The 18,078-nt window shown below is 70.5% G+C and carries 16 protein-coding genes; 11 read left to right on the forward strand and 5 right to left on the reverse strand.

Going from position 1 to position 18,078, the window contains the following annotated elements:
- Complete coding sequence (locus BCR15_RS04345; protein ID WP_228383437.1) at nucleotides 1-1,230, reverse strand: phospholipase D-like domain-containing protein; 1,230 nt, start codon at nucleotides 1,228-1,230, stop codon at nucleotides 1-3.
- Nucleotides 1,231-1,286: 56 nt separating this feature from the next.
- On the opposite strand from BCR15_RS04345, the gene pcrA reads away from it, so the two are divergent.
- Nucleotides 1,287-3,701: a DNA helicase PcrA gene (gene pcrA / locus BCR15_RS04350; protein WP_068750777.1), complete on the forward strand. Its 2,415-nt coding sequence runs from the start codon at nucleotides 1,287-1,289 to the stop codon at nucleotides 3,699-3,701.
- Between the two features lies 1 nt (nucleotide 3,702).
- Here pcrA and BCR15_RS04355 read toward each other — a convergent pair whose 3' ends face one another.
- A complete protein-coding gene (locus BCR15_RS04355) occupies nucleotides 3,703-4,716 on the reverse strand; it encodes a M23 family metallopeptidase (RefSeq protein WP_068750779.1) in 1,014 nt (337 codons plus the stop codon).
- A 323-nt stretch (nucleotides 4,717-5,039) separates the two neighbouring features.
- Between BCR15_RS04355 and sucC the strand changes: the two genes are divergently transcribed.
- Nucleotides 5,040-6,215: an ADP-forming succinate--CoA ligase subunit beta gene (gene sucC / locus BCR15_RS04360; RefSeq protein WP_068750781.1), complete on the forward strand. Its 1,176-nt coding sequence runs from the start codon at nucleotides 5,040-5,042 to the stop codon at nucleotides 6,213-6,215.
- A gap of 10 nt (nucleotides 6,216-6,225) precedes the next feature.
- Complete coding sequence (gene sucD / locus BCR15_RS04365) at nucleotides 6,226-7,122, forward strand: succinate--CoA ligase subunit alpha (protein WP_068750783.1); 897 nt, start codon at nucleotides 6,226-6,228, stop codon at nucleotides 7,120-7,122.
- Nucleotides 7,123-7,137: 15 nt separating this feature from the next.
- On the opposite strand, the gene BCR15_RS04370 is transcribed toward sucD, so the two are convergent.
- The gene (locus BCR15_RS04370; RefSeq protein WP_068750785.1) at nucleotides 7,138-8,712 is read right to left on the reverse strand and encodes a hypothetical protein; all 1,575 of its coding nucleotides are present in this window, start codon (nucleotides 8,710-8,712) and stop codon (nucleotides 7,138-7,140) included.
- Between the two features lie 97 nt (nucleotides 8,713-8,809).
- Between BCR15_RS04370 and BCR15_RS04375 the strand changes: the two genes are divergently transcribed.
- The 7 genes from BCR15_RS04375 (at nucleotide 8,810) to BCR15_RS04405 (ending at nucleotide 15,073) form a co-directional block, all read left to right on the forward strand.
- Nucleotides 8,810-10,012: a cell division protein PerM gene (locus BCR15_RS04375; RefSeq protein WP_068750787.1), complete on the forward strand. Its 1,203-nt coding sequence runs from the start codon at nucleotides 8,810-8,812 to the stop codon at nucleotides 10,010-10,012.
- 19 nt (nucleotides 10,013-10,031) lie between these two features.
- A complete protein-coding gene (gene purN / locus BCR15_RS04380; RefSeq protein ID WP_068750789.1) occupies nucleotides 10,032-10,607 on the forward strand; it encodes a phosphoribosylglycinamide formyltransferase in 576 nt (191 codons plus the stop codon).
- On the forward strand, nucleotides 10,586-12,163 hold the full coding sequence (gene purH, locus BCR15_RS04385; protein ID WP_068750791.1) for a bifunctional phosphoribosylaminoimidazolecarboxamide formyltransferase/IMP cyclohydrolase: 1,578 nt from the start codon (nucleotides 10,586-10,588) through the stop codon (nucleotides 12,161-12,163). Before purN ends, purH begins: the two co-directional genes overlap by 22 nt.
- Nucleotides 12,164-12,185: 22 nt before the next feature.
- A complete protein-coding gene (locus BCR15_RS04390; RefSeq protein ID WP_068750792.1) occupies nucleotides 12,186-13,040 on the forward strand; it encodes a bifunctional methylenetetrahydrofolate dehydrogenase/methenyltetrahydrofolate cyclohydrolase in 855 nt (284 codons plus the stop codon).
- Complete coding sequence (locus BCR15_RS04395; protein WP_068750794.1) at nucleotides 13,030-13,323, forward strand: DUF3017 domain-containing protein; 294 nt, start codon at nucleotides 13,030-13,032, stop codon at nucleotides 13,321-13,323. The genes BCR15_RS04390 and BCR15_RS04395 overlap by 11 nt, the downstream gene beginning before the upstream one ends.
- A 35-nt stretch (nucleotides 13,324-13,358) precedes the next feature.
- Complete coding sequence (locus BCR15_RS04400) at nucleotides 13,359-14,000, forward strand: vitamin K epoxide reductase family protein (protein WP_068750796.1); 642 nt, start codon at nucleotides 13,359-13,361, stop codon at nucleotides 13,998-14,000.
- An 83-nt stretch (nucleotides 14,001-14,083) separates the two neighbouring features.
- Nucleotides 14,084-15,073, forward strand: a complete 990-nt coding sequence (locus BCR15_RS04405) for a malate dehydrogenase (protein ID WP_228383435.1) — start codon at nucleotides 14,084-14,086, stop codon at nucleotides 15,071-15,073.
- 75 nt (nucleotides 15,074-15,148) lie between these two features.
- Here the strand turns inward: BCR15_RS04405 and BCR15_RS04410 are convergent, their stop codons facing one another.
- Both BCR15_RS04410 and BCR15_RS04415 read right to left on the reverse strand, forming a co-directional pair.
- The gene (locus BCR15_RS04410) at nucleotides 15,149-16,759 is read right to left on the reverse strand and encodes a monocarboxylic acid transporter (RefSeq protein ID WP_068750800.1); all 1,611 of its coding nucleotides are present in this window, start codon (nucleotides 16,757-16,759) and stop codon (nucleotides 15,149-15,151) included.
- The gene (locus BCR15_RS04415) at nucleotides 16,756-17,106 is read right to left on the reverse strand and encodes a DUF485 domain-containing protein (protein ID WP_068750802.1); all 351 of its coding nucleotides are present in this window, start codon (nucleotides 17,104-17,106) and stop codon (nucleotides 16,756-16,758) included. Before BCR15_RS04415 ends, BCR15_RS04410 begins: the two co-directional genes overlap by 4 nt.
- A 118-nt stretch (nucleotides 17,107-17,224) precedes the next feature.
- On the opposite strand from BCR15_RS04415, the gene purU reads away from it, so the two are divergent.
- On the forward strand, nucleotides 17,225-18,064 hold the full coding sequence (purU, locus tag BCR15_RS04420; RefSeq protein ID WP_068750804.1) for a formyltetrahydrofolate deformylase: 840 nt from the start codon (nucleotides 17,225-17,227) through the stop codon (nucleotides 18,062-18,064).
- Nucleotides 18,065-18,078 lie beyond the last annotated feature (14 nt).

An 18,078-nucleotide genomic window follows, 5' to 3' on the forward strand; every position in this document is an offset into this window, starting at 1 on the left:
TCAGAAGAGGGGCCGCCAGGGGCTGAGGAACATCTCGGTCGCCTTGGCGACGATCGACCGCTCGCGCCAGCGGTCCTCGGTGAGCTCGATGCAGTTCGACTCGTCGGTGAGGAAGACGTCCTCCATGTGGGCGGCCACGTCGTCGTCGGTGATCTCGATGTTGACTTCGTAATTGCCGAGCAGGCTCAGCCGGTCGAGGTTGGCGGTCCCGATGGTGGACCAGCGCCCGTCGATCGTGGCGGTCTTGGAGTGCACCATCGCGCCCTGGTAGAGAAACAGGCGGATGCCGGAGCGCAGGAGCGTCGTGTAATAGCCGCGAGACAACCAGTCGGCCACCACGTGGTTGGAGCGCGCCGGAACGATGATCCGGACGTCCACGCCGCGCCGCACGGCGTCGCGCAACGCGCCGACCAGGTCGTCGTCGGGGATGAGGTACGCGTGGGTCAGCCAGATGTGGTGGCTGGCCCGGTCGATGGCCTCGAGGTACATGTTGCGGATCGGGTAGACCTGCAGGCGCGGGGTGTTGCGATGCAGGCGCACCGTCGGCTCCCAGTCGCGCTCCGGGTTGGCCTCGATGCGGTCGCGGACCTTGGGGTGCAGATTCCAGAAGTCGATGAAGGCGTTCTCCAGCTCCGCAACTCCCTCGCCCTCGATCCGAGCATGCGTGTCGCGCCAGCCGGTGGCGTACAACGAGCCGATGTTGTAGCCGCCGACGAAGCCGACGCGGCCGTCGACGGTGAGGAGCTTGCGGTGGTCGCGGCCCCAGCTGCGCGGCGACCACGGCAGGGGGAACGCCGGGTGCGGCATGGTGGTGACGCGCTCGGAGATCGCGGCGTAGAACCGGCGGGGCACGACGAGGTTGGCGAACTCGTCCCACACCACGTAGACCGCGACCCCCCGCTCCGCGGCTCTGCCGAGGGCCTCCCGGAAGCGAACGCCCTCCTCGTCGCCCTTCCAGATGAAGGTCTCGAAGTAGATGTGATGCTGCGCGGCGTCGATCGACTCGATCATGGCGTCGTAAACGTGCTCGCCGTAGGTGTAGACCGTGACCTGGTCGTCGCCGACGGGCATCGGCTCCGGCTTGGTGACGGGAAACTTGCGGGTGCGGCGCTTCTTCTTGCGCAGCGACTCCACGGCGGTGAGCAGCACCATCGCGAGGACCTGGAGGAGGAGCACCGCGGTGGTGACCCGGCCGAAGATGTTCCGGGCGCGGGCGAACGCGTCACGCATGCCCGCAGCATAGCGAGGGGGACGCCGCCGGGCGGACGGTAGGCTTGACCCCCGACATGACTGACTCCCTCTTCCCCGACCTGTTCGCGGCCTTCCAGCCGGACGAGCCACCCCGCCCGGCCCCCGAGCGGGATCAGCGGCGCGCCTCGGCCAAGCGCGTCTCGGAGGAGGAACTCCTGGCCGGGCTGAACCCGCCGCAGCGCGAGGCGGTGCTGCACGCCGGCGGCCCGGTGCTCGTCGTGGCCGGCGCCGGTTCCGGCAAGACGCGCGTGCTCACACGCCGAATCGCCCACCTGGTGTCGCAGCGCGACGTCCATCCCGGGTCCATCCTCGCCATCACGTTCACCAACAAGGCGGCCGCCGAGATGCGTGAGCGGGTCGTGGACCTGGTGGGGAACCGGGCCAAGCTCATGTGGGTCTCGACGTTCCACTCGGCGTGCGTGCGCATCCTGCGCCAGGACATCGACCGCTTCGGCATGGCCAAGACGTTCTCCATCTACGACGACGCCGACTCGAAGCGCCTCATGTCGCTGGTGTGCCGGGACCTGGAGCTCGACCCCAAGCGTTACCCGGTGCGGGCCGTGATGAACAAGGTCAGCGGCTTCAAGAACGAACTCGTCGACTACGAACAGGCCCTCGCGGAGGCGTCGACGCCGCCGCAGAAGGTCTTCGCGGAGGCATACGCCGACTACCAGTCCCGCCTGCACGCCGCGCACGCACTGGACTTCGACGACCTCATCATGACGACCGTCCACCTGTTCCAGGCATTCCCGGACGTGCGGGAGAAGTACCGGCGGCGCTTCCGGCACGTGCTCGTCGACGAGTACCAGGACACCAACCACGCCCAGTACGCCCTGGTGCGGGAGCTGTGTGCGGGCGAGGTTGAGGGCGTGGTGCCGGGCTCCCCGACCGTGGAGCCGGCCGAGCTCATGGTCGTCGGCGACTCCGACCAGTCGATCTATGCCTTCCGCGGGGCCACGATCCGCAACATCCTCGACTTCGAGGCCGACTTCCCGGGCGCCCGCACCGTCGTGCTGGACCAGAACTACCGCTCGACGCAGAACGTGCTGACCGCCGCGAACTCGGTGATCTCCCGCAACCAGGGCCGGCGCGAGAAGCACCTCTGGTCCGAGCTTGGCGAGGGGGAGCTCATCGTCGGCTGGGTGGCGGACACGGAGATGGACGAGGCCCAGTTCGTCGCCGACGAGATCGACCGGCTGAGCGACGCCGGCGAGTCGCAGTACGGCGACACGGCCGTCTTCTACCGCACCAACGCGCAGTCGCGTGCGTTCGAGGAGGTGTTCATCCGCGTCGGGATGCCCTACAAGGTGGTCGGCGGCGTGCGCTTCTACGAGCGGCGCGAGATCCGCGACGCGCTCGCGTACCTGCGGGCGCTCGCGAACCCCGCCGACGACGTGTCCGTTCGCCGCATCCTCAACGTGCCCAAGCGTGGCATCGGGGACCGGGCCGAGGCGGCCATCGCGACCCTCGCCTCGGCGGAACGGATCAGCTTCTTCGATGCGCTGCAGCGCGCCGCCGAGGCCCCCGGGCTGGCGAGCCGGTCCGTGAAGCTCATCCAGGGCTTCGTCGATGTCATGAACCTGCACCGCGCGATGGTGGCGCAGGGCCGCCCGGCCGACGAGGTGCTCACCTCCATCCTCAAGGAGTCGGCGTACCTGCCGGAGTTGGAGGCGTCGACCGACCCGCAGGACGAGACGCGGGTGGAGAACCTCATCGAGCTGGTGTCTGTGGCGGCGGAGTTCGTGGCGGCCGCCACCACCGTCGACCTCGACGAGGCGGGGGCCGAGTCTGGGCTCGTCGCCGGCATGCCGGAGCCCGACGACTCCCTGGCCGCATTCCTGGAGCGGGTCGCGCTGGTCGCGGACTCGGACCAGGTCCCGGACCGCGACGAGAGCAAGGGCGTCGTCACGCTCATGACGCTACACACCGCGAAGGGTCTGGAGTTCGACACGGTGTTCCTCACCGGCATGGAGGAGGGAATGTTCCCGCACATGCGGGCGCTCACCGACCCCCACGAGCTGGAGGAGGAGCGGCGGTTGGCCTATGTGGGCATCACGCGGGCGCGCAAGCGCCTCTACCTCACCCGGTCGCAGGTGCGGGTCACGTTCGGCGCGCCGGCGTACAACCCGCAGTCGCGGTTCTTCGAGGAGATCCCCCCGCACGTGCTCGACTGGCGCCGCACGGGCGCCGCGACGACGACGTGGGCCAGCTCGGCCGCCACGCGCAACCGGCAGACGTCGGCGTCGATCCAGAGCTTCGGGACCGGCAGCGGGCCGAAGTTCACCCTGCCGTCGCTGACGGCGGGGGACCGGGTGCTGCACGCCAGCTTCGGCATGGGCAGCGTCGTCGCGGTGCATGGGGCGGGCGAGGCCACGAAGGTGGACGTGGACTTCGGGTCAGCGGGGACGAAGAGGCTGAGCCTCAAGCACGCCCCGATGGAGAAGCTCTAGCTCAGCGGACTCCGAGCGACCGCAGGAAGGTCATCGGGTTGGACGCCGCGTACACGTCGCCGGGGGTCACGCCCGGCTTGTAGTACTCGAGGTGCAGGTGCGCGCCGAAGGAGCGCCCGGTGTTGCCGACGTAGCCGATGAGCTGACCGGCCTTGACCGTCTGGCCGGTGCGGACCTTCTTGCCGCTCATGTGGGCGTACAGCGTCGAGCCGCCGTTGCTGTGCTGGATCACGACGTTGATACCGGCCCAGCCGCCGGCGGTGGGGCTGAGGACGACGCCGGAGGCGACGGCGTAGATCGGGGTGCCGACGGGTGCCGGGAAATCCTGGCCCGTGTGGTACCGGGACCAGCTGCCGGTGGCGCCGAAGCCGGCACCGATGCGGTAGTTCGACTTGACCGGCATGGAGCCGCCCTTGGTCGTGAGGTCCTCGATCTCCTTGGCCGACATGCCGGAGGTCGAGACGCCCATGGCCTCCGCGGCCTTCTTGGCCTCGGCGAGCTTGCGGGCGGCCTCCTCGGCCTCCTTCTTCAGCTTCGCGCTCTGGGCCGACACGAGCTGCATGTCCGCGTCCATGAGGCGCTGGCGCTCGCTGGCGTTGGTCATCCACTCGGCCTCTGCGGCGGACTCCACGGACGCGCCCATCGCTGCGGCGCGCTCCTGTGCGTTCTCGTCGGCGACGGCTGCGGTCAGGTTGTCGCGCACGCTGGAGCGGCTGACTTCCTGCGAGCGGTCGGCGAATCCGGCGGCGGCGGCGGACGCGGCTGCCGCGGGGACCGCGATCTCGGCCGATTCGCCCGCGGCGTCGACGTCACCGCCGCGGGAGGCGTAGGCGAACGCGAACAGAGCGCCGACGGACAGCGCGCTCGAGACGGCCAGCGCGACGACGCGGCGGCTGAACGAGAAGGCGGGGGTGGAGGAGCGGCGGGCCGGGGAGGTGGCGGGGGTCAGTTCGACGAGGTCGTCGGCGGCGTCTGCTGCGCGTCGCGCGGCGCGTGCTGTGGTCTCGTCGTACACCTGACTCCTCGTGTGACCCTGGATCTTCCGGCTGTCCGCTGGAAACCTTAACAGTTCTCAGGAATCTCTCAAAGTCGGGGTGGGTGTTGTCTCCCGGAGTGGACGTGGGGATGAGCCTGCGCCTCGTGTCAACGACGGTTTGATCGATCAATCTGGTGTGTCATGGCAACGATTCCCGGCGCAGGCTCGTCGAGGGCCCGCAAGCCGCGTGTCAGGCTCAACCGCCGGTACCGGGGGCGGCCCCGGCCGCCGCGATGCCCTTCCGGTGGGCAACCCGCCCGGGTAGTCTGGCGGAGTTTGATCGACCCAACCGAAGGACCAACGTGGATCTCCTCGAGTATCAAGCGCGCGATCTGTTCGAGCAGTTCGGAGTGCCCGTTCTGCCCGGCCGCATCGCCACGACCCCCGCCGAGGCGCGCGCAGCGTACGACGACCTCGGCGTCGACCTCGTCGTCATCAAGGCCCAGGTGCGCACGGGGGGCCGCGGCAAGGCCGGCGGCGTCAAGCTCGCCCGCGGCGCGGACGCCGTCGAGAAGACCGCCGCGGAGATCCTCGCCCTGGACATCAAGGGGCACCGCGTCGAGACCGTGATGCTGAGCCCGGGCGCAGACATCGCCGAGGAGTACTACTTCTCCATCCTGCTCGACCGCGCCGCAGGCGGCTACCTCGCCATGGTCAGCATCGAGGGGGGCATGGACATCGAGACGCTCGCCGTCGAACGCCCCGAGGCGCTGGTGAAGGTGCCGCTCGATCCCGTCGAGGGGATCACGCCCACCGTCGCCCAACGCATCGTGACCGAGGCCGGGTTCCTCCCCGACGATCACCGCGCCGTCGGCGAGGTGCTCCAGACTCTGTGGCGCGTGTTCCACGAGTCCGACGCGACGCTGGTGGAGGTCAACCCGCTGGTCAAGACGGGCTCGGGCGACATCATCGCGCTCGACGGCAAGGTCACCCTCGACGGCAACGCCGACTTCCGCCATCCCGAATGGGAGCAGTACTCGGAGACGACGGGGGACGTGGACCTCGAGCGCCAGGCCCGCGAACTGGACCTCAACTACGTAAAGCTCGACGGCAGCATCGGGGTCATCGGGAACGGGGCGGGCCTCGTGATGAGCAGCCTCGACGTCGTCGCGGCCGCCGGCGCGGACTTGCCGGGCGCGCCGAAGCCGGCGAACTTCCTCGACATCGGCGGCGGCGCCTCGGCCACCGTCATGGCCAACGGGCTGCGCATCATCATGAGCGACCCGCAGGTCAAGAGCGTGTTCGTCAACATTTTCGGCGGCATCACGGCCTGCAACGACGTCGCCAACGGCATCGTGCACGCCCTGGACATGCTGGGCGACGAGGCACGGCTGCCGATCGTCGTGCGGCTCGACGGCAACTCCGTCGACGTGGGCAAGGCCATCCTGGCGGAGGCGCGGCATCCGCTCATCATCGTGAAGAACACCATGGACGAGGCCGCGCGGGCCGCCGCGCAACTCGCCGCCGAAGGGAACTGAGACAACTCCGATGTCGATCTACATCAACGCATCGTCCCGCGTCCTGGTCCAGGGCATGACGGGCCGTGAGGGACGCAAGCACACGCAGCGCATGATCATGTCCGGCACCCGCATCGTCGGGGGCGTGACCCCGGGGAAGTCCGGCGAGTCCGTGCTCTTCGAGGAGGATCCGGTCCCGGTCTTCGGCAGCGTCACGGAGGCCGTCGACGCCACCCATGCCGACGTCTCGGTGGTGTTCGTGCCGCCGAAGTTCGCCAAGGCGGCCGTCCTCGAGGCGGTCGAGGCCGGCATCGGGCTGTGCGTCGTCATCACCGAGGGCATCCCCGTCCGTGACGCCGTGGAGTTCCATGCCGCGGCCCGCGACTCCGGGACCCGCATCATCGGCCCCAACTGCCCGGGCCTCATCTCCCCCGGGAAGTCGAACGTCGGCATCATCCCGGCGCACATCTCCGGGCCGGGGCGGATCGGTTTGGTGTCGAAGTCCGGCACGCTGACCTACCAGATGATGTACGAGCTGCGCGACCACGGCTTCTCCACGGCGGTGGGCATCGGCGGTGACCCCGTGATCGGGACCCGGCACATCGACGTCCTGCAGGCCTTCGAGGAGGACCCGGACACCGACCTCATCGTCATGATCGGCGAGATCGGTGGCGACGCCGAGGAGCGGGCGGCCGCCTACATCGCCGATCACATCACCAAGCCGGTCATCGGCTACGTGGCCGGCTTCACGGCACCGGCGGGGAAGACCATGGGCCACGCGGGCGCCATCATCACCGGTTCGGCCGGCACGGCGCAGGCGAAGAAGAAGGCCCTTGAAGCCGCCGGGGTCATGGTCGGCGAGACGCCGTCCCTGACGGCGGCGCTGGCCCGCGAGGCCATCGCGGAACTGCGGCACGCCCGCGCCTGAGCGGCGCCGTCCGCGTCAGCCCTGGCTGGCGCGGACGGGGATCCGCACGCCCAGCTCGGCGAGTTGCGGGTCGGTGAACTTGTAGGCGTCGGTCACGGTGATGATCGTGTACGTCACCGTCGGCCCCGCGACGCTCACGGCCAGCTGGTACGGCACGGCCGCGTTGTCGGCCGTTGCCTGCCGGATGGAGAACAATCGCGAGCTCACCGCGACGCCGTCCTGCCCCGTCCCGCTGACAGCCGGCAGCTCGCTGACGGTGGCCGTGTTGACTCGGTCCTTGCACGAGGCGAGGGCCGTGCCCAGCTTGCCGGCGAAGGCGGTGGCCGCGGCGGCGTCCGCGAATGTGAACCTCATTTCGTCCACCCCGAACGTCGCCGGCGCCTGATCATCCTGAGTCATCAGGTAGGTCGCCTGCTCCCGGCCCGTCGGCCCCGGCTCGCTGACCAGGGTCATGTTCTCGCAGCCCATGCCCTGGCTCGTGAGGTCACCGGGCTCCGAGGCCGTCCATCGTCCGGCGCCCAGGCGGATCCGCGGGAGATCTGCGGGGATGAGCCAACCCACGGGCTCTACGGGCGGCACGACGGCGGCGGCGACGGCCGGTTGGACGGTGCACGTCGCGTCCTCCGCCGCGCACAACGCGGTCTGGGTGCGGGCGGCCGCGGTGGCCAACAACCCCGGCTCGGCGGCGGCCCCGTTGCGGGCGACGTCGAGCATCTGGATCGACGTTCCGACCCTGGTCACGAGCACGGTGTGGAACTGGACGGGCTGGTTCTCGAACGCCACGGTGATCTGGAACGCGCTGTCACCGAGCCCCGTCACCGCGCTCGACCGCACGATCCGCGCCGGGAGCTCGGCGCAGCCGGAGAGGGCGGTGGTGCGTTCGGTGAACATCTGCTCCGCTGCGGCCTCGGTGGCGTAGACGTCGATGCGGTGCAGCGCGGCCAGTTGGTCGGCGTCGGACGTGGCCAGCGTGCGCTGCAGCGACGTGGTCGGGTTATGTGCCGGGTTTTCGGTGCTCAGGCACGCGACGCGACCCTCGTGGTCGGCCGCGGCGGTGCTCGTCGCGGTCACCGCCCACGACGCGGCGGCCGCGATGCCCGTGAGGTCCGAGCCGGACACCAGATCCGCGTCGGTGACGGCCGGCGCCGACGGGGAGGCGGACGCGGAGGGCGAGGACGGGGCGGAGGGACCCGGGTCGGCGTCCAGCGGCGCGCGCGTCGCGAAGAAGGACACGGTGCCGACCACGAGCGCGCCGATCACGCCCCCGACGGCCCACCGGGCGAGCGATCCGCCACCCAGCGCCGACCGGAATCCGGGCGCCACAGAGGCCGGCGCGGCCGGCTCCGGCGGGGAACTGGAGGACAGCGCCGAGCGGCGCGGGGCGGGGCTGGGGCTCTCGGCGTACTCGCCGGCCGACCGCGGGAACACGGGCGGGGGAATGGGAGTGACGCCCTCGACTTCGGCCGCCGAGCCGCGTCGCGGGCGGAACAGGTCGTGCCCTGAGGTATCGTCCGAGTCCGGCGGGGTCGTGGCGGGGTCCTCGTCGGACTGCCAGGCCCGGCGGGGGCGGAATCGCTCGTCCTCACTCATCCTCACTCACCTCCCAGAGCGGTCAGTCGCGGCGGTATCGATGCGCAACACTACCGCCGGACCCAAACACCCGCGACGATCAGGAGAGGGAAGCGCCATGTCACGACGCAGCGGAGGCCACCGCACGGTGGCGGTCGACGTCGACGCCCCTAGCGCCCGAGCGCAACGGTCCTGGCCCTGGCCGTGGTACCTGCCCGCGCTCGTCGGCCCCCTGGCGGTGCTCGCCGCCGCCTGGCTGCTGCTCGCGGCGGCGGCGGTCGTCGGCTGGCTGACGTCGCCGGAAGCCGACGCAGGTGCCGCGCTCCGGTTGGCGGGCCAGGTCCTGATCCTGGCGCACGGCGGACCCGTCGACATCGCCGGCGTGCTGGTGTCGATGGCCCCGTTGGGGCTCACCGCGCTACTGGTGTTTCTCGCCCTGCCGGTGGTGGGGGTCGCGGCTCGTCAGGCCTCGGAGGCGTGGCCGCACCTGGACGCCGAGGGCACCGTCCTGAGGGTGGCCGGCGCGTTCGGTGGCACCTACGCCCTCGCCGTGACCGTACTGGGCGCGCTCCTGGGCAGTGCCTCGCCGCGGCTCGCGGCCGGCGGGCTCACCGTCGGCGCGATCGCGGGGCTGTGGGGCGCCTCCCGCGCCCTCGCCTACGACCCGACGGCCGTCTGGCCCGGCTGGCTGCGTGCCGTGCCGCGGGCCCTCGCCGCCGCCACCCTCACCGTGCTGGCCGGCGCGGCGGCGGCGCTGGCGGTGGGTCTCGTCCTCGGGCGCGACGCCGTCACCGCCATCGTCGAGGGCCTCGACGGCGGCCCAGCGGGCGTGACGCTGCTGGTCGTGCTCCACCTCCTCTACCTGCCGAACCTGGTCCTCGCAGCGGCCTCCTGGATCCTGGGCGCCGGCGTGACGCTCGGCGACGGCTCGCTGCTGAGCATGGCGGGCGCCGACGTCGGGCTCCTGCCGGCCATCCCGGCGTTCGGGATCGTGCCGCCCGGAGAGGGCTCGTGGAGCGCGCTGTGGTGGCTGACCGTCGGCGTCGTGGCGGGCGCTCTGGCCGGCGTGGCGGTGGCGTGGGCCCGGCCCCGCGCGCGGTTCGACGAGACCGCGCTGGTGGGGGGCCTGTCGGGCGTGGCCGCGGGGCTGCTCCTCACCGTCCTGGCCGCGCTGGGCGCCGGCGGCCTCGGCGCCGACCGGCTCGCGCACCTGGGGGCCCGTGTGGGCGAGCTGGCCGTCTTCGCCCCGACGCTCCTGGGTCTGGCCGGACTGGTCAGCGGGCTGTTCGTGGGACTCGCCCGCCGCCCCCGCGCGGACTGACGCCCCTTAGGATGTCCGGGTGACCACTCGCGTTGTCGTCCTCCTGTCCGGCTCGGGCACTCTCTGCCAGGCGCTGTTCGACGCGATCGACGCGGGGGGCGTGGACGCTGAGGTCGTCGCGGTCGTCTCCGATCGATCCGACGCGCAGGGTCTGGATCGGGCCGCGGCGCGCGGCGTTCCCGCCGTCGCCCACCCCCTCGAGCGGGGTGGCGACCGCGCGGCGTGGGACAGCGAACTCACTGACATCGTCGCCGGGTTCGAGCCTGACCTCGTCGCCTCCGCCGGCTTCATGAAATTGCTGGGCCCAGCGTTCCTCGAGCGCTTCGGGGGCCGCACCATCAACACGCACCCGGCGCTGCTACCGAGCTTCCCGGGCATGCATGGCCCGAGGGACGCGCTGCTGGCGGGGGTCAAGGTCACCGGGGCCACGGTCTTCCTGGTCGACGCCGGCGTCGACACCGGTAGGATCCTGCTGCAGGGCGCCGTCGACGTGCTACCGGACGACGACGTGGCCTCACTCCACGAACGCATCAAGGTGGTCGAACGCCGACTCCTGATCCAGGCCGTGGCCGAATGGAAAGAAGGGAACCCGTGACAGACCTCATCCCGCTCCGCCGAGCCCTGGTCTCGGTCTACGACAAGACCGGACTGGTCGACCTCGGGCGCGGCCTGCACGAGGCCGGCGTCGAGATCGTCTCCACCGGCTCCACGGCGAGGACGTTGGCCGATGCCGGCGTCCCCGTGACGCCCGTCGAGCAGGTGACCGGCTTCCCCGAGTGCCTGGACGGGCGGGTCAAGACGCTGCACCCGCACGTGCACGCCGGCATCCTGGCCGACCGCCGCCTGGAGTCGCACCGGACGCAGCTGGACGAGCTCGGCGTGGCGCCGTTCGACCTGGTCATCACCAACCTCTACCCCTTCGCCGCGACCGTGGCGTCCGGGGCGTCCGAGGACGAGTGCGTCGAGCAGATCGACATCGGCGGGCCCACGATGGTGCGTGCGGCCGCGAAGAACCACCAGTCGGTGGCCGTGGTGACGTCGGCTGAGCAGTACCCCATGCTGCGGGCCGCGCTCGCCGCGGGCGGGTTCACGCTCGACCAGCGCAAGGCGCTCGCCGCCGCCGCGTTCGTGCACACCGCCACCTACGACGTCGCCGTGGCGTCCTGGATGGGCAACGTCGTCACCGACACCTCCGGCGGCTCCGGCTTCCCGGGCTGGGTCGGAGCGGCCTGGCTCAAGGTCGCGGACCTGCGCTACGGCGAGAACTCGCACCAGAAGGCCGCCGTCTACCGCAACGCCGACGGCACGGACGGTCTGGCGGCCGCCACGCAGCTGCACGGCAAGGAGATGAGCTACAACAACTACGTCGACGCGGACGCGGCGCGCCGGGCGGCCTACGACTTCACCGAGCCCGCCGTCGCCATCATCAAGCACGCCAACCCGTGCGGCATCGCCGTGGGCTCCGACGTCGCGGACGCGCATCGACGCGCCCACGCCTGCGACCCGGTGTCGGCGTTCGGCGGCGTCATCGCGGCCAACCGGCCCGTGAGCGTCGAGATGGCGCATCAGGTGTCGGAGGTCTTCACCGAGGTCATCGTCGCGCCCGGCTACGAGGACGGCGCGGTCGACGTACTGGCGGCCAAGAAGAACCTGCGGATCCTCATCGCCGGCGACGCGGACAACTCCGGCATCTCGCTGCGCGAGATCGACGGCGGGCTGCTCCTGCAGGAGTCCGACGCCATCGACGCCCCCGGGGACGACCCCGCCTCCTGGACCCTGGTCGCCGGGGAGCCGGCGGACGACGGCACGCTCGCGGACCTGGCCTTCGCCTGGCGGGCCGTGCGGGCCGTCAAGTCCAACGCCATCCTGCTCGCGGCCGACGGAGCATCCGTGGGCGTGGGCATGGGACAGGTGAACCGGGTGGACTCGTGCCACCTCGCGGTGGACCGGGCGGGGGAGCGGGCCGCCGGCTCCGTGGCCGCGTCCGACGCCTTCTTCCCCTTCGCCGACGGGGCGCAGGTCCTGCTCGACGCCGGGGTCCGGGCCATCGTGCAGCCCGGCGGCTCGGTGCGCGACCAGGAGGTCATCGACGCCGTCACCCGCGCCGGCGTGACGATGTACTTCACCGGCACCCGCCACTTCTTCCACTGACCGCCAGCCCCAGGAGGCATCCGTGACCGCGCAGAAGCTCGACGGCAAGGCCACCGCGGCCGCCATCAAGTCCGAACTGACCCAGCGGGTCGCGGCGCTGCGGGAGCGCGGCGTCGTCCCCGGCCTGGCGACGGTCCTCGTGGGGGAGGACCCCGCGAGCCAGAGCTACGTGAGGATGAAGCACCGCGACTGCGAGGAGGTGGGCATCGCGTCCATCCGCGTGCACCTGCCCGCGGACGCGTCGGCCGCTCAGTTGCAGGAGGCCATCGAGTCGCTCAACGCCGACGAGGCGGTCACCGGCTACATCGTGCAGCTGCCCATCCCGCGGCACCTGGACGAGAACTGGGCGCTCGGGCTGATCCACCCGGACAAGGACGCCGACGGCCTGCACCCCATCAACCTGGGGCGTCTGGTGCTCAACGAGCCCGCGACGCTGCCGTGCACGCCGCGCGGCATCGTCGAGCTGCTGCGGCGCCACGGCGTGGAACTGCGCGGAGCGGAGGTGTGCGTGGTCGGCCGCGGCATCACGGTCGGGCGGCCCCTGGGCCTCATCCTCACCCGGCGCAGCGAGAACTCCACCGTCACCCTGTGCCACACCGGCACGCGGGACCTGGCGGAGCACACCAGGCGGGCCGACATCGTCGTGGCCGCGGCCGGCGTGCCGCACATGATCACGGCCGACATGATCCGCGACGGCGCCGTGCTCGTCGACGTCGGCGTCAGTCGGGTCGACGGCAAGACGGTGGGCGACCTGGCCCCCGACGTGTGGGACAAGGCCTCCTTCGTGACGCCCAATCCGGGCGGCGTGGGACCCATGACCCGGGCCATGCTGCTGAGCAACGTCGTGGACCGGGCCGAAGCCCTCCATGCCCGGTAAGCCGGACAAGCCTGCCGACTCCTACCCGGACAATCCCTGGCCCCTGGCTGCCGCCCTGTCCCTGGTCGCCGTCGGGGCCGGGTTCGCAGCGTTCGGTCACTGGCGGAGGGGGTCGCTGCTCATCGGAGGCGCGCTGCTGCTCGCGGCGATGCTGCGGCTCGTGCTGCCCATGACAATGGCCGGGCTCCTGGTGGTGCGGCGCCGCTGGATCGATGTCACGGTGCTCGCGGTCCTGGGCGCGGCGGTCCTGGCCGTGACCCTGGTGGTGCCGCCATCGCGCTGATGAGAGCTTTCTGGCGCGCCGGTACGATGTGGCGCATGCAGTCGACCGCTCTCCTCGACGAGGACGCCACCCACACGATCGAGCAGCCGAGTCGGCGCTCCCGCACCATCCTCTTCCTCGAGATGCTGGTGTTCGCGACCCTGAGCCTGCTCGCGTCCTTCGTGCTCAGCTACGACGCCATCCTCATCGCCCAGAACCCCGACGTGGTCCTCAGCTGCTCCATCAACGCGGTCTTCGACTGTGTGAAGGTCGGCGCCACACCACAGGCCAACGTCTTCGGGTTCCCCAACGCCTTCCTGGGCCTGATCGCCGAGCCCGTGGTCATGACGATCGCGGTGGCGTCCCTGGCGGGCACCCGGTTCCCCCGGTGGTTCATGTTCACGGCGAACGTCGTGTACTTCCTGGGCGTGATCTTCGCGTACTGGCTGCTGTTCCAGTCCACGTTCGTCATCGGGGCGCTGTGCCCCTGGTGCATCCTCGTCACCGTCGCCACCACGTTCGTGTTCTGGTCGATGACGCAGTGGAACATCCTGGAGGGCAACCTCTTCCTCCCTCCGGCCGCCCAGGAGAGGGCGCTCGCCTTCGTTCGCGGCGGCTGGCTGACCATCGCGCTCATGGTGTGGCTGGCCGTCGTCGTGTTGATCGAGATCCTCCACTGGGTGTTCCGCGTCATCTGATCTCGACCCCTCGGCGGCGCGGGCGCGCCGGGCGGTAGAGTCGGGTCCGCAAGCGGATGAACGACCATCGAGAGGAATCGAAAGTGAGCACTGCTGCTCCCGTCAAGATCGCCGTCACCGGCGCCGCAGGCCAGATCTGCTACAGCCTGCTGTTCCGCATCGCCAGCGGGTCGCTCCTGGGCGACACCCCCATCGAGCTGCGCCTGCTCGAGATCACGCCGGCGCTGAAGGCGCTGGAGGGCGTCGTCATGGAGCTGGACGACTGCGCGTTCGGCAACCTGGTCAACATCGAGATCGGCGACGATCCCCGCAAGGTCTTCGACGGCGTCAACCTGGCGATGCTCGTCGGCGCCATGCCGCGCAAGGCCGGCATGGAGCGCAGCGACCTCCTCTCCGCCAACGGCGCCATCTTCACCGCGCAGGGCAAGGCGCTCAACGACGTGGCCGCCGATGACGTGAAGGTCCTCGTGACCGGCAACCCGGCCAACACCAACGCGCTCATCGCGCAGCAGAACGCCCCCGACATCCCCGCGGAGCGCTTCAACGCCCTCACCCGCCTCGACCACAACCGCGCCATCTCGCAGCTGGCCGCCAAGGTGGGCCGCCCCGTCGGCGAGATCACCCACATGACCATCTGGGGCAACCACTCCGCCACGCAGTACCCGGACCTGTTCAACGCCAAGGTGGGCGGCCAGAACGCCGCCGAGCTGGTGGGGGACCAGGAGTGGCTCGAGCACACCTTCATCCCGACGGTCGCCAAGCGCGGCGCGGCGATCATCGAGGCCCGCGGGCTGTCGTCGGCGGCGTCGGCGGCCAACGCCACCGTCGAGCACATGCGCGACTGGGTGCTCGGCACCCCCGAGGGCGACTGGGTGTCGATGTCGGTGCCGTCGGACGGCTCCTACGGCGTCCCCGAGGGTCTGATCTCGTCGTTCCCGTGCACCGTCAAGGACGGCAAGTACGAGATCGTCCAGGGCCTCGAGCTCAACGAGTTCTCGCGCGCCAAGATCGACGCGTCGGTCGCGGAACTGGTCGACGAGCGCAACGCCGTCACCGAGCTCGGACTCATCTGAGCCGCGCCGCCCGCACGTGACGAGGCCCGCCCCCTGATCCGGGGGCGGGCCTCGTCACGTGTACGACGACCGGGGTCAGTGGTCGATGGCGCCCTCGGCGCCGGCGCCGGTCATGGAGCGGACCTCCATCTCGGCCCCCTGGTCGGCGAAGCGGTCGCCGTCGGGCCGCACGACGGAGCCCAGCCAGCCCAGGAAGAACCCGACGGGCACCGAGACGATGGCCGGTGAATCGACGGGGAACCACGCGAAGTCGACGGTGGGGAACATCGAGCCCTTCGCGCCGGAGACCGCGGGGGAGAAGATGATCAGCACCACGGCGGTGATGAGGCCGCCGAAGATGGACCACACCGCACCCGCGGTCGAGAACCTCTTCCAGTACAGCGAGTACAGGATCGACGGCAGGTTCGCCGACGCCGCGACCGCGAACGCCAACGCCACCAGGAACGCCACGTTCTGGCCGTTGGCGGCGATGCCGCCGACGATGGCGACCAGGCCGATCGTCACCGAGGTCCAGCGCGCGACCTTCACCTCCTTGGCCGGGTCGGCCTTGCCGTCCTTGAGCACCGAGTTGTAGATGTCGTGGGCGAACGACGCCGAGGCCGTGATGGTGAGGCCGGCGACGACGGCCAGGATGGTGGCGAACGCCACACCCGCGATGACGGCCATCAGGATGGTGCCGCCCAGCTCGTAGGCCAGCGCCGGGGCCGCTGCGTTCGCGCCGCCGGGCATCTCGCCGATCGCCGCGGGGCCGACCAGCCACGCCGCGCCGTACCCCAACACCATCGTGAAGAGGTAGAACGCGCCGATGAGCCCGATTGCCCAGGTCACGGAACGCCGGGCCTCCTTCGCCGTCGGGACCGTGTAGAAGCGCATCAGCACGTGCGGCAGCCCGGAGGCGCCGAGCACGAGGGCCATGCCCATGGAGATGAGGGCGATGGGGTCCTTGTAGCGCTCCATGGGGGCCAGAAGGTTGGTGGTCGAGCCGTCGGCGGCCGACTTGTCGATCGCGTTGCCCAGGAGCTCGGACAGGTTGAACCCGACCATGGCGAGCACCCACACCGTCATGAGACCCGCGCCCAGGATCAGCAGAACGGCCTTGATCATCTGCACCCACGTGGTGCCCTTCATGCCGCCGATGAGCACGTAGCCCACCATGAGCAGGCCGACGATGGCGATGACGATGTTCTGCCCCAGTGGCGACGAGATGCCGAGCAGCAGCGACACCAGCGCCCCCGCACCCGCCATCTGGGCGAGCAGATAGAAGAAGGACACCGCCAGCGTCGAGGTCGCGGCGGCGAGCCGGACCGGTCGCTGCTGCATCCGGAAGCTCAGTACGTCCGCCATCGTGTACTTGCCCGTGTTGCGCAGGGGTTCCGCGACGAGCAGCAGCGCCACGAGCCAGGCCACGAGGAACCCGACCGAGTACAACAGGCCGTCGTACCCGTAGAGCGCCACCGCGCCCACGATGCCGAGGAACGACGCCGCCGACAGGTAGTCTCCCGCGATCGCGAAGCCGTTCTGCCGGCCGTCGAACTGGGCCCCGCCGGTGTAGAAGTCGCTGGCCTTCTTCTTCCCGCCGCGCGTCACGCGGATGACCACCGCCATCGTGATGACGACGAAGGCGGCGAAGATGCCGATGTTGATGAACGGATTGCCCAGCTGCTGGGTCTCGAGGAGGCCGATCATCGGCGGGTTCCCTCCAGGTCCTCGCGCAGGCCGGCTGCGATCGGGTCGACCTTCTTGTTCATGTGACGGATGTAGAGCCAGGTGATGAGGAAGGTGCTGACGAACTGGGCCAGCCCGAACAGGATGCCGACCGTGAGGTTGCCGGCGACGCTGGTCATCATGAGGTCCTTGGCGAAGATCGAGCCCAGCACGTACGCGAGGTACCAGGCCAGGAACACCGCGGTCATGGGGAACGCGAAGGAACGGAACGTCTTCTTCAGCGTGGCGAACTCGGGTGAGCGTTGCACCCGGTGGAAGTCCTCCGCGGGGATGACCGCCGGCCGGTCGATGGGGTCGTGAGTAGTCATGGGTGGATGATTTCTCCTCTACCGTGTCGCGCGTCGTTGCGCGGACAGGAGCGTAACAAGAATCCGGGCCACCCTGCGTCCCCGTTCGGCCGTGGGACGACCCGCTAGAGTTCGTCGCATGCATCAGCTCGTCGTCACGCTCGACTGCCCAGACCGACCGGGAATCGTGCACGCGATCTCCGGCGGCATCGTGGCCGCCCGCGGGAACATCACCGAGCTGCAGCAGTTCTCCTCACCCGACACCGGCCACTTCTTCACGCGCATCGAGGTCCAGGGCGCGGACCCCGCCGAGCTGGAGACCGAGATCGCCGCCGTCGCGTCGGACCTCGGGGCCCGGTTCCGGGTCGACGACGCGACGCGCCCCACCCGCACCTTGATCCTGGCCTCCAAGGCCGGCCACGTCGTCAACGACCTGCTGTTCCGCTGGCGGGGCGGGGACCTGCCGATCGACGTGGTGGGGATCATGGCCAACCACGACGTCCTGGCCCCCATGGCCGAGTTCTACGGCGTGCCGTTCACGCACCGCGTCGTGACGGCCGAGAGCAAGGCGGACTTCGAGGCCGAGGTCCGGCGCGCCGTCGGAGAGCAGGACGTGGAGCTGGTCGTGCTGGCCCGCTACATGCAGATCCTGAGCCCCGAGCTGTGTGCGTTCCTCGCCGGCCGCGCCGTCAACATCCACCACTCGTTCCTGCCGGGATTCAAGGGCGCCAACCCCTACCGGCAGGCGCACACCCGCGGGGTGAAGCTCATCGGCGCCACGGCCCACTTCGTCACCAGCGATCTGGATGAGGGGCCCATCATCGAGCAGAACGTGGTGCGCGTCGACCACACGATGGACGTGGCCAAGCTCGTGCGCAAGGGACAGGCGCAGGAGTCCCAGACCCTTGCCGAGGCCGTGCGGCTCCTGGCCGAGCACCGCGTGCTGGCCGACGGGGACCGCACCGTCATCTTCCGCTAGGCGGGCCGAAGCCT

This window comes from Tessaracoccus lapidicaptus (genome assembly GCF_001693815.1).
Classification (GTDB): Bacteria; Actinomycetota; Actinomycetes; order Propionibacteriales; family Propionibacteriaceae; genus Arachnia; species Arachnia lapidicapta.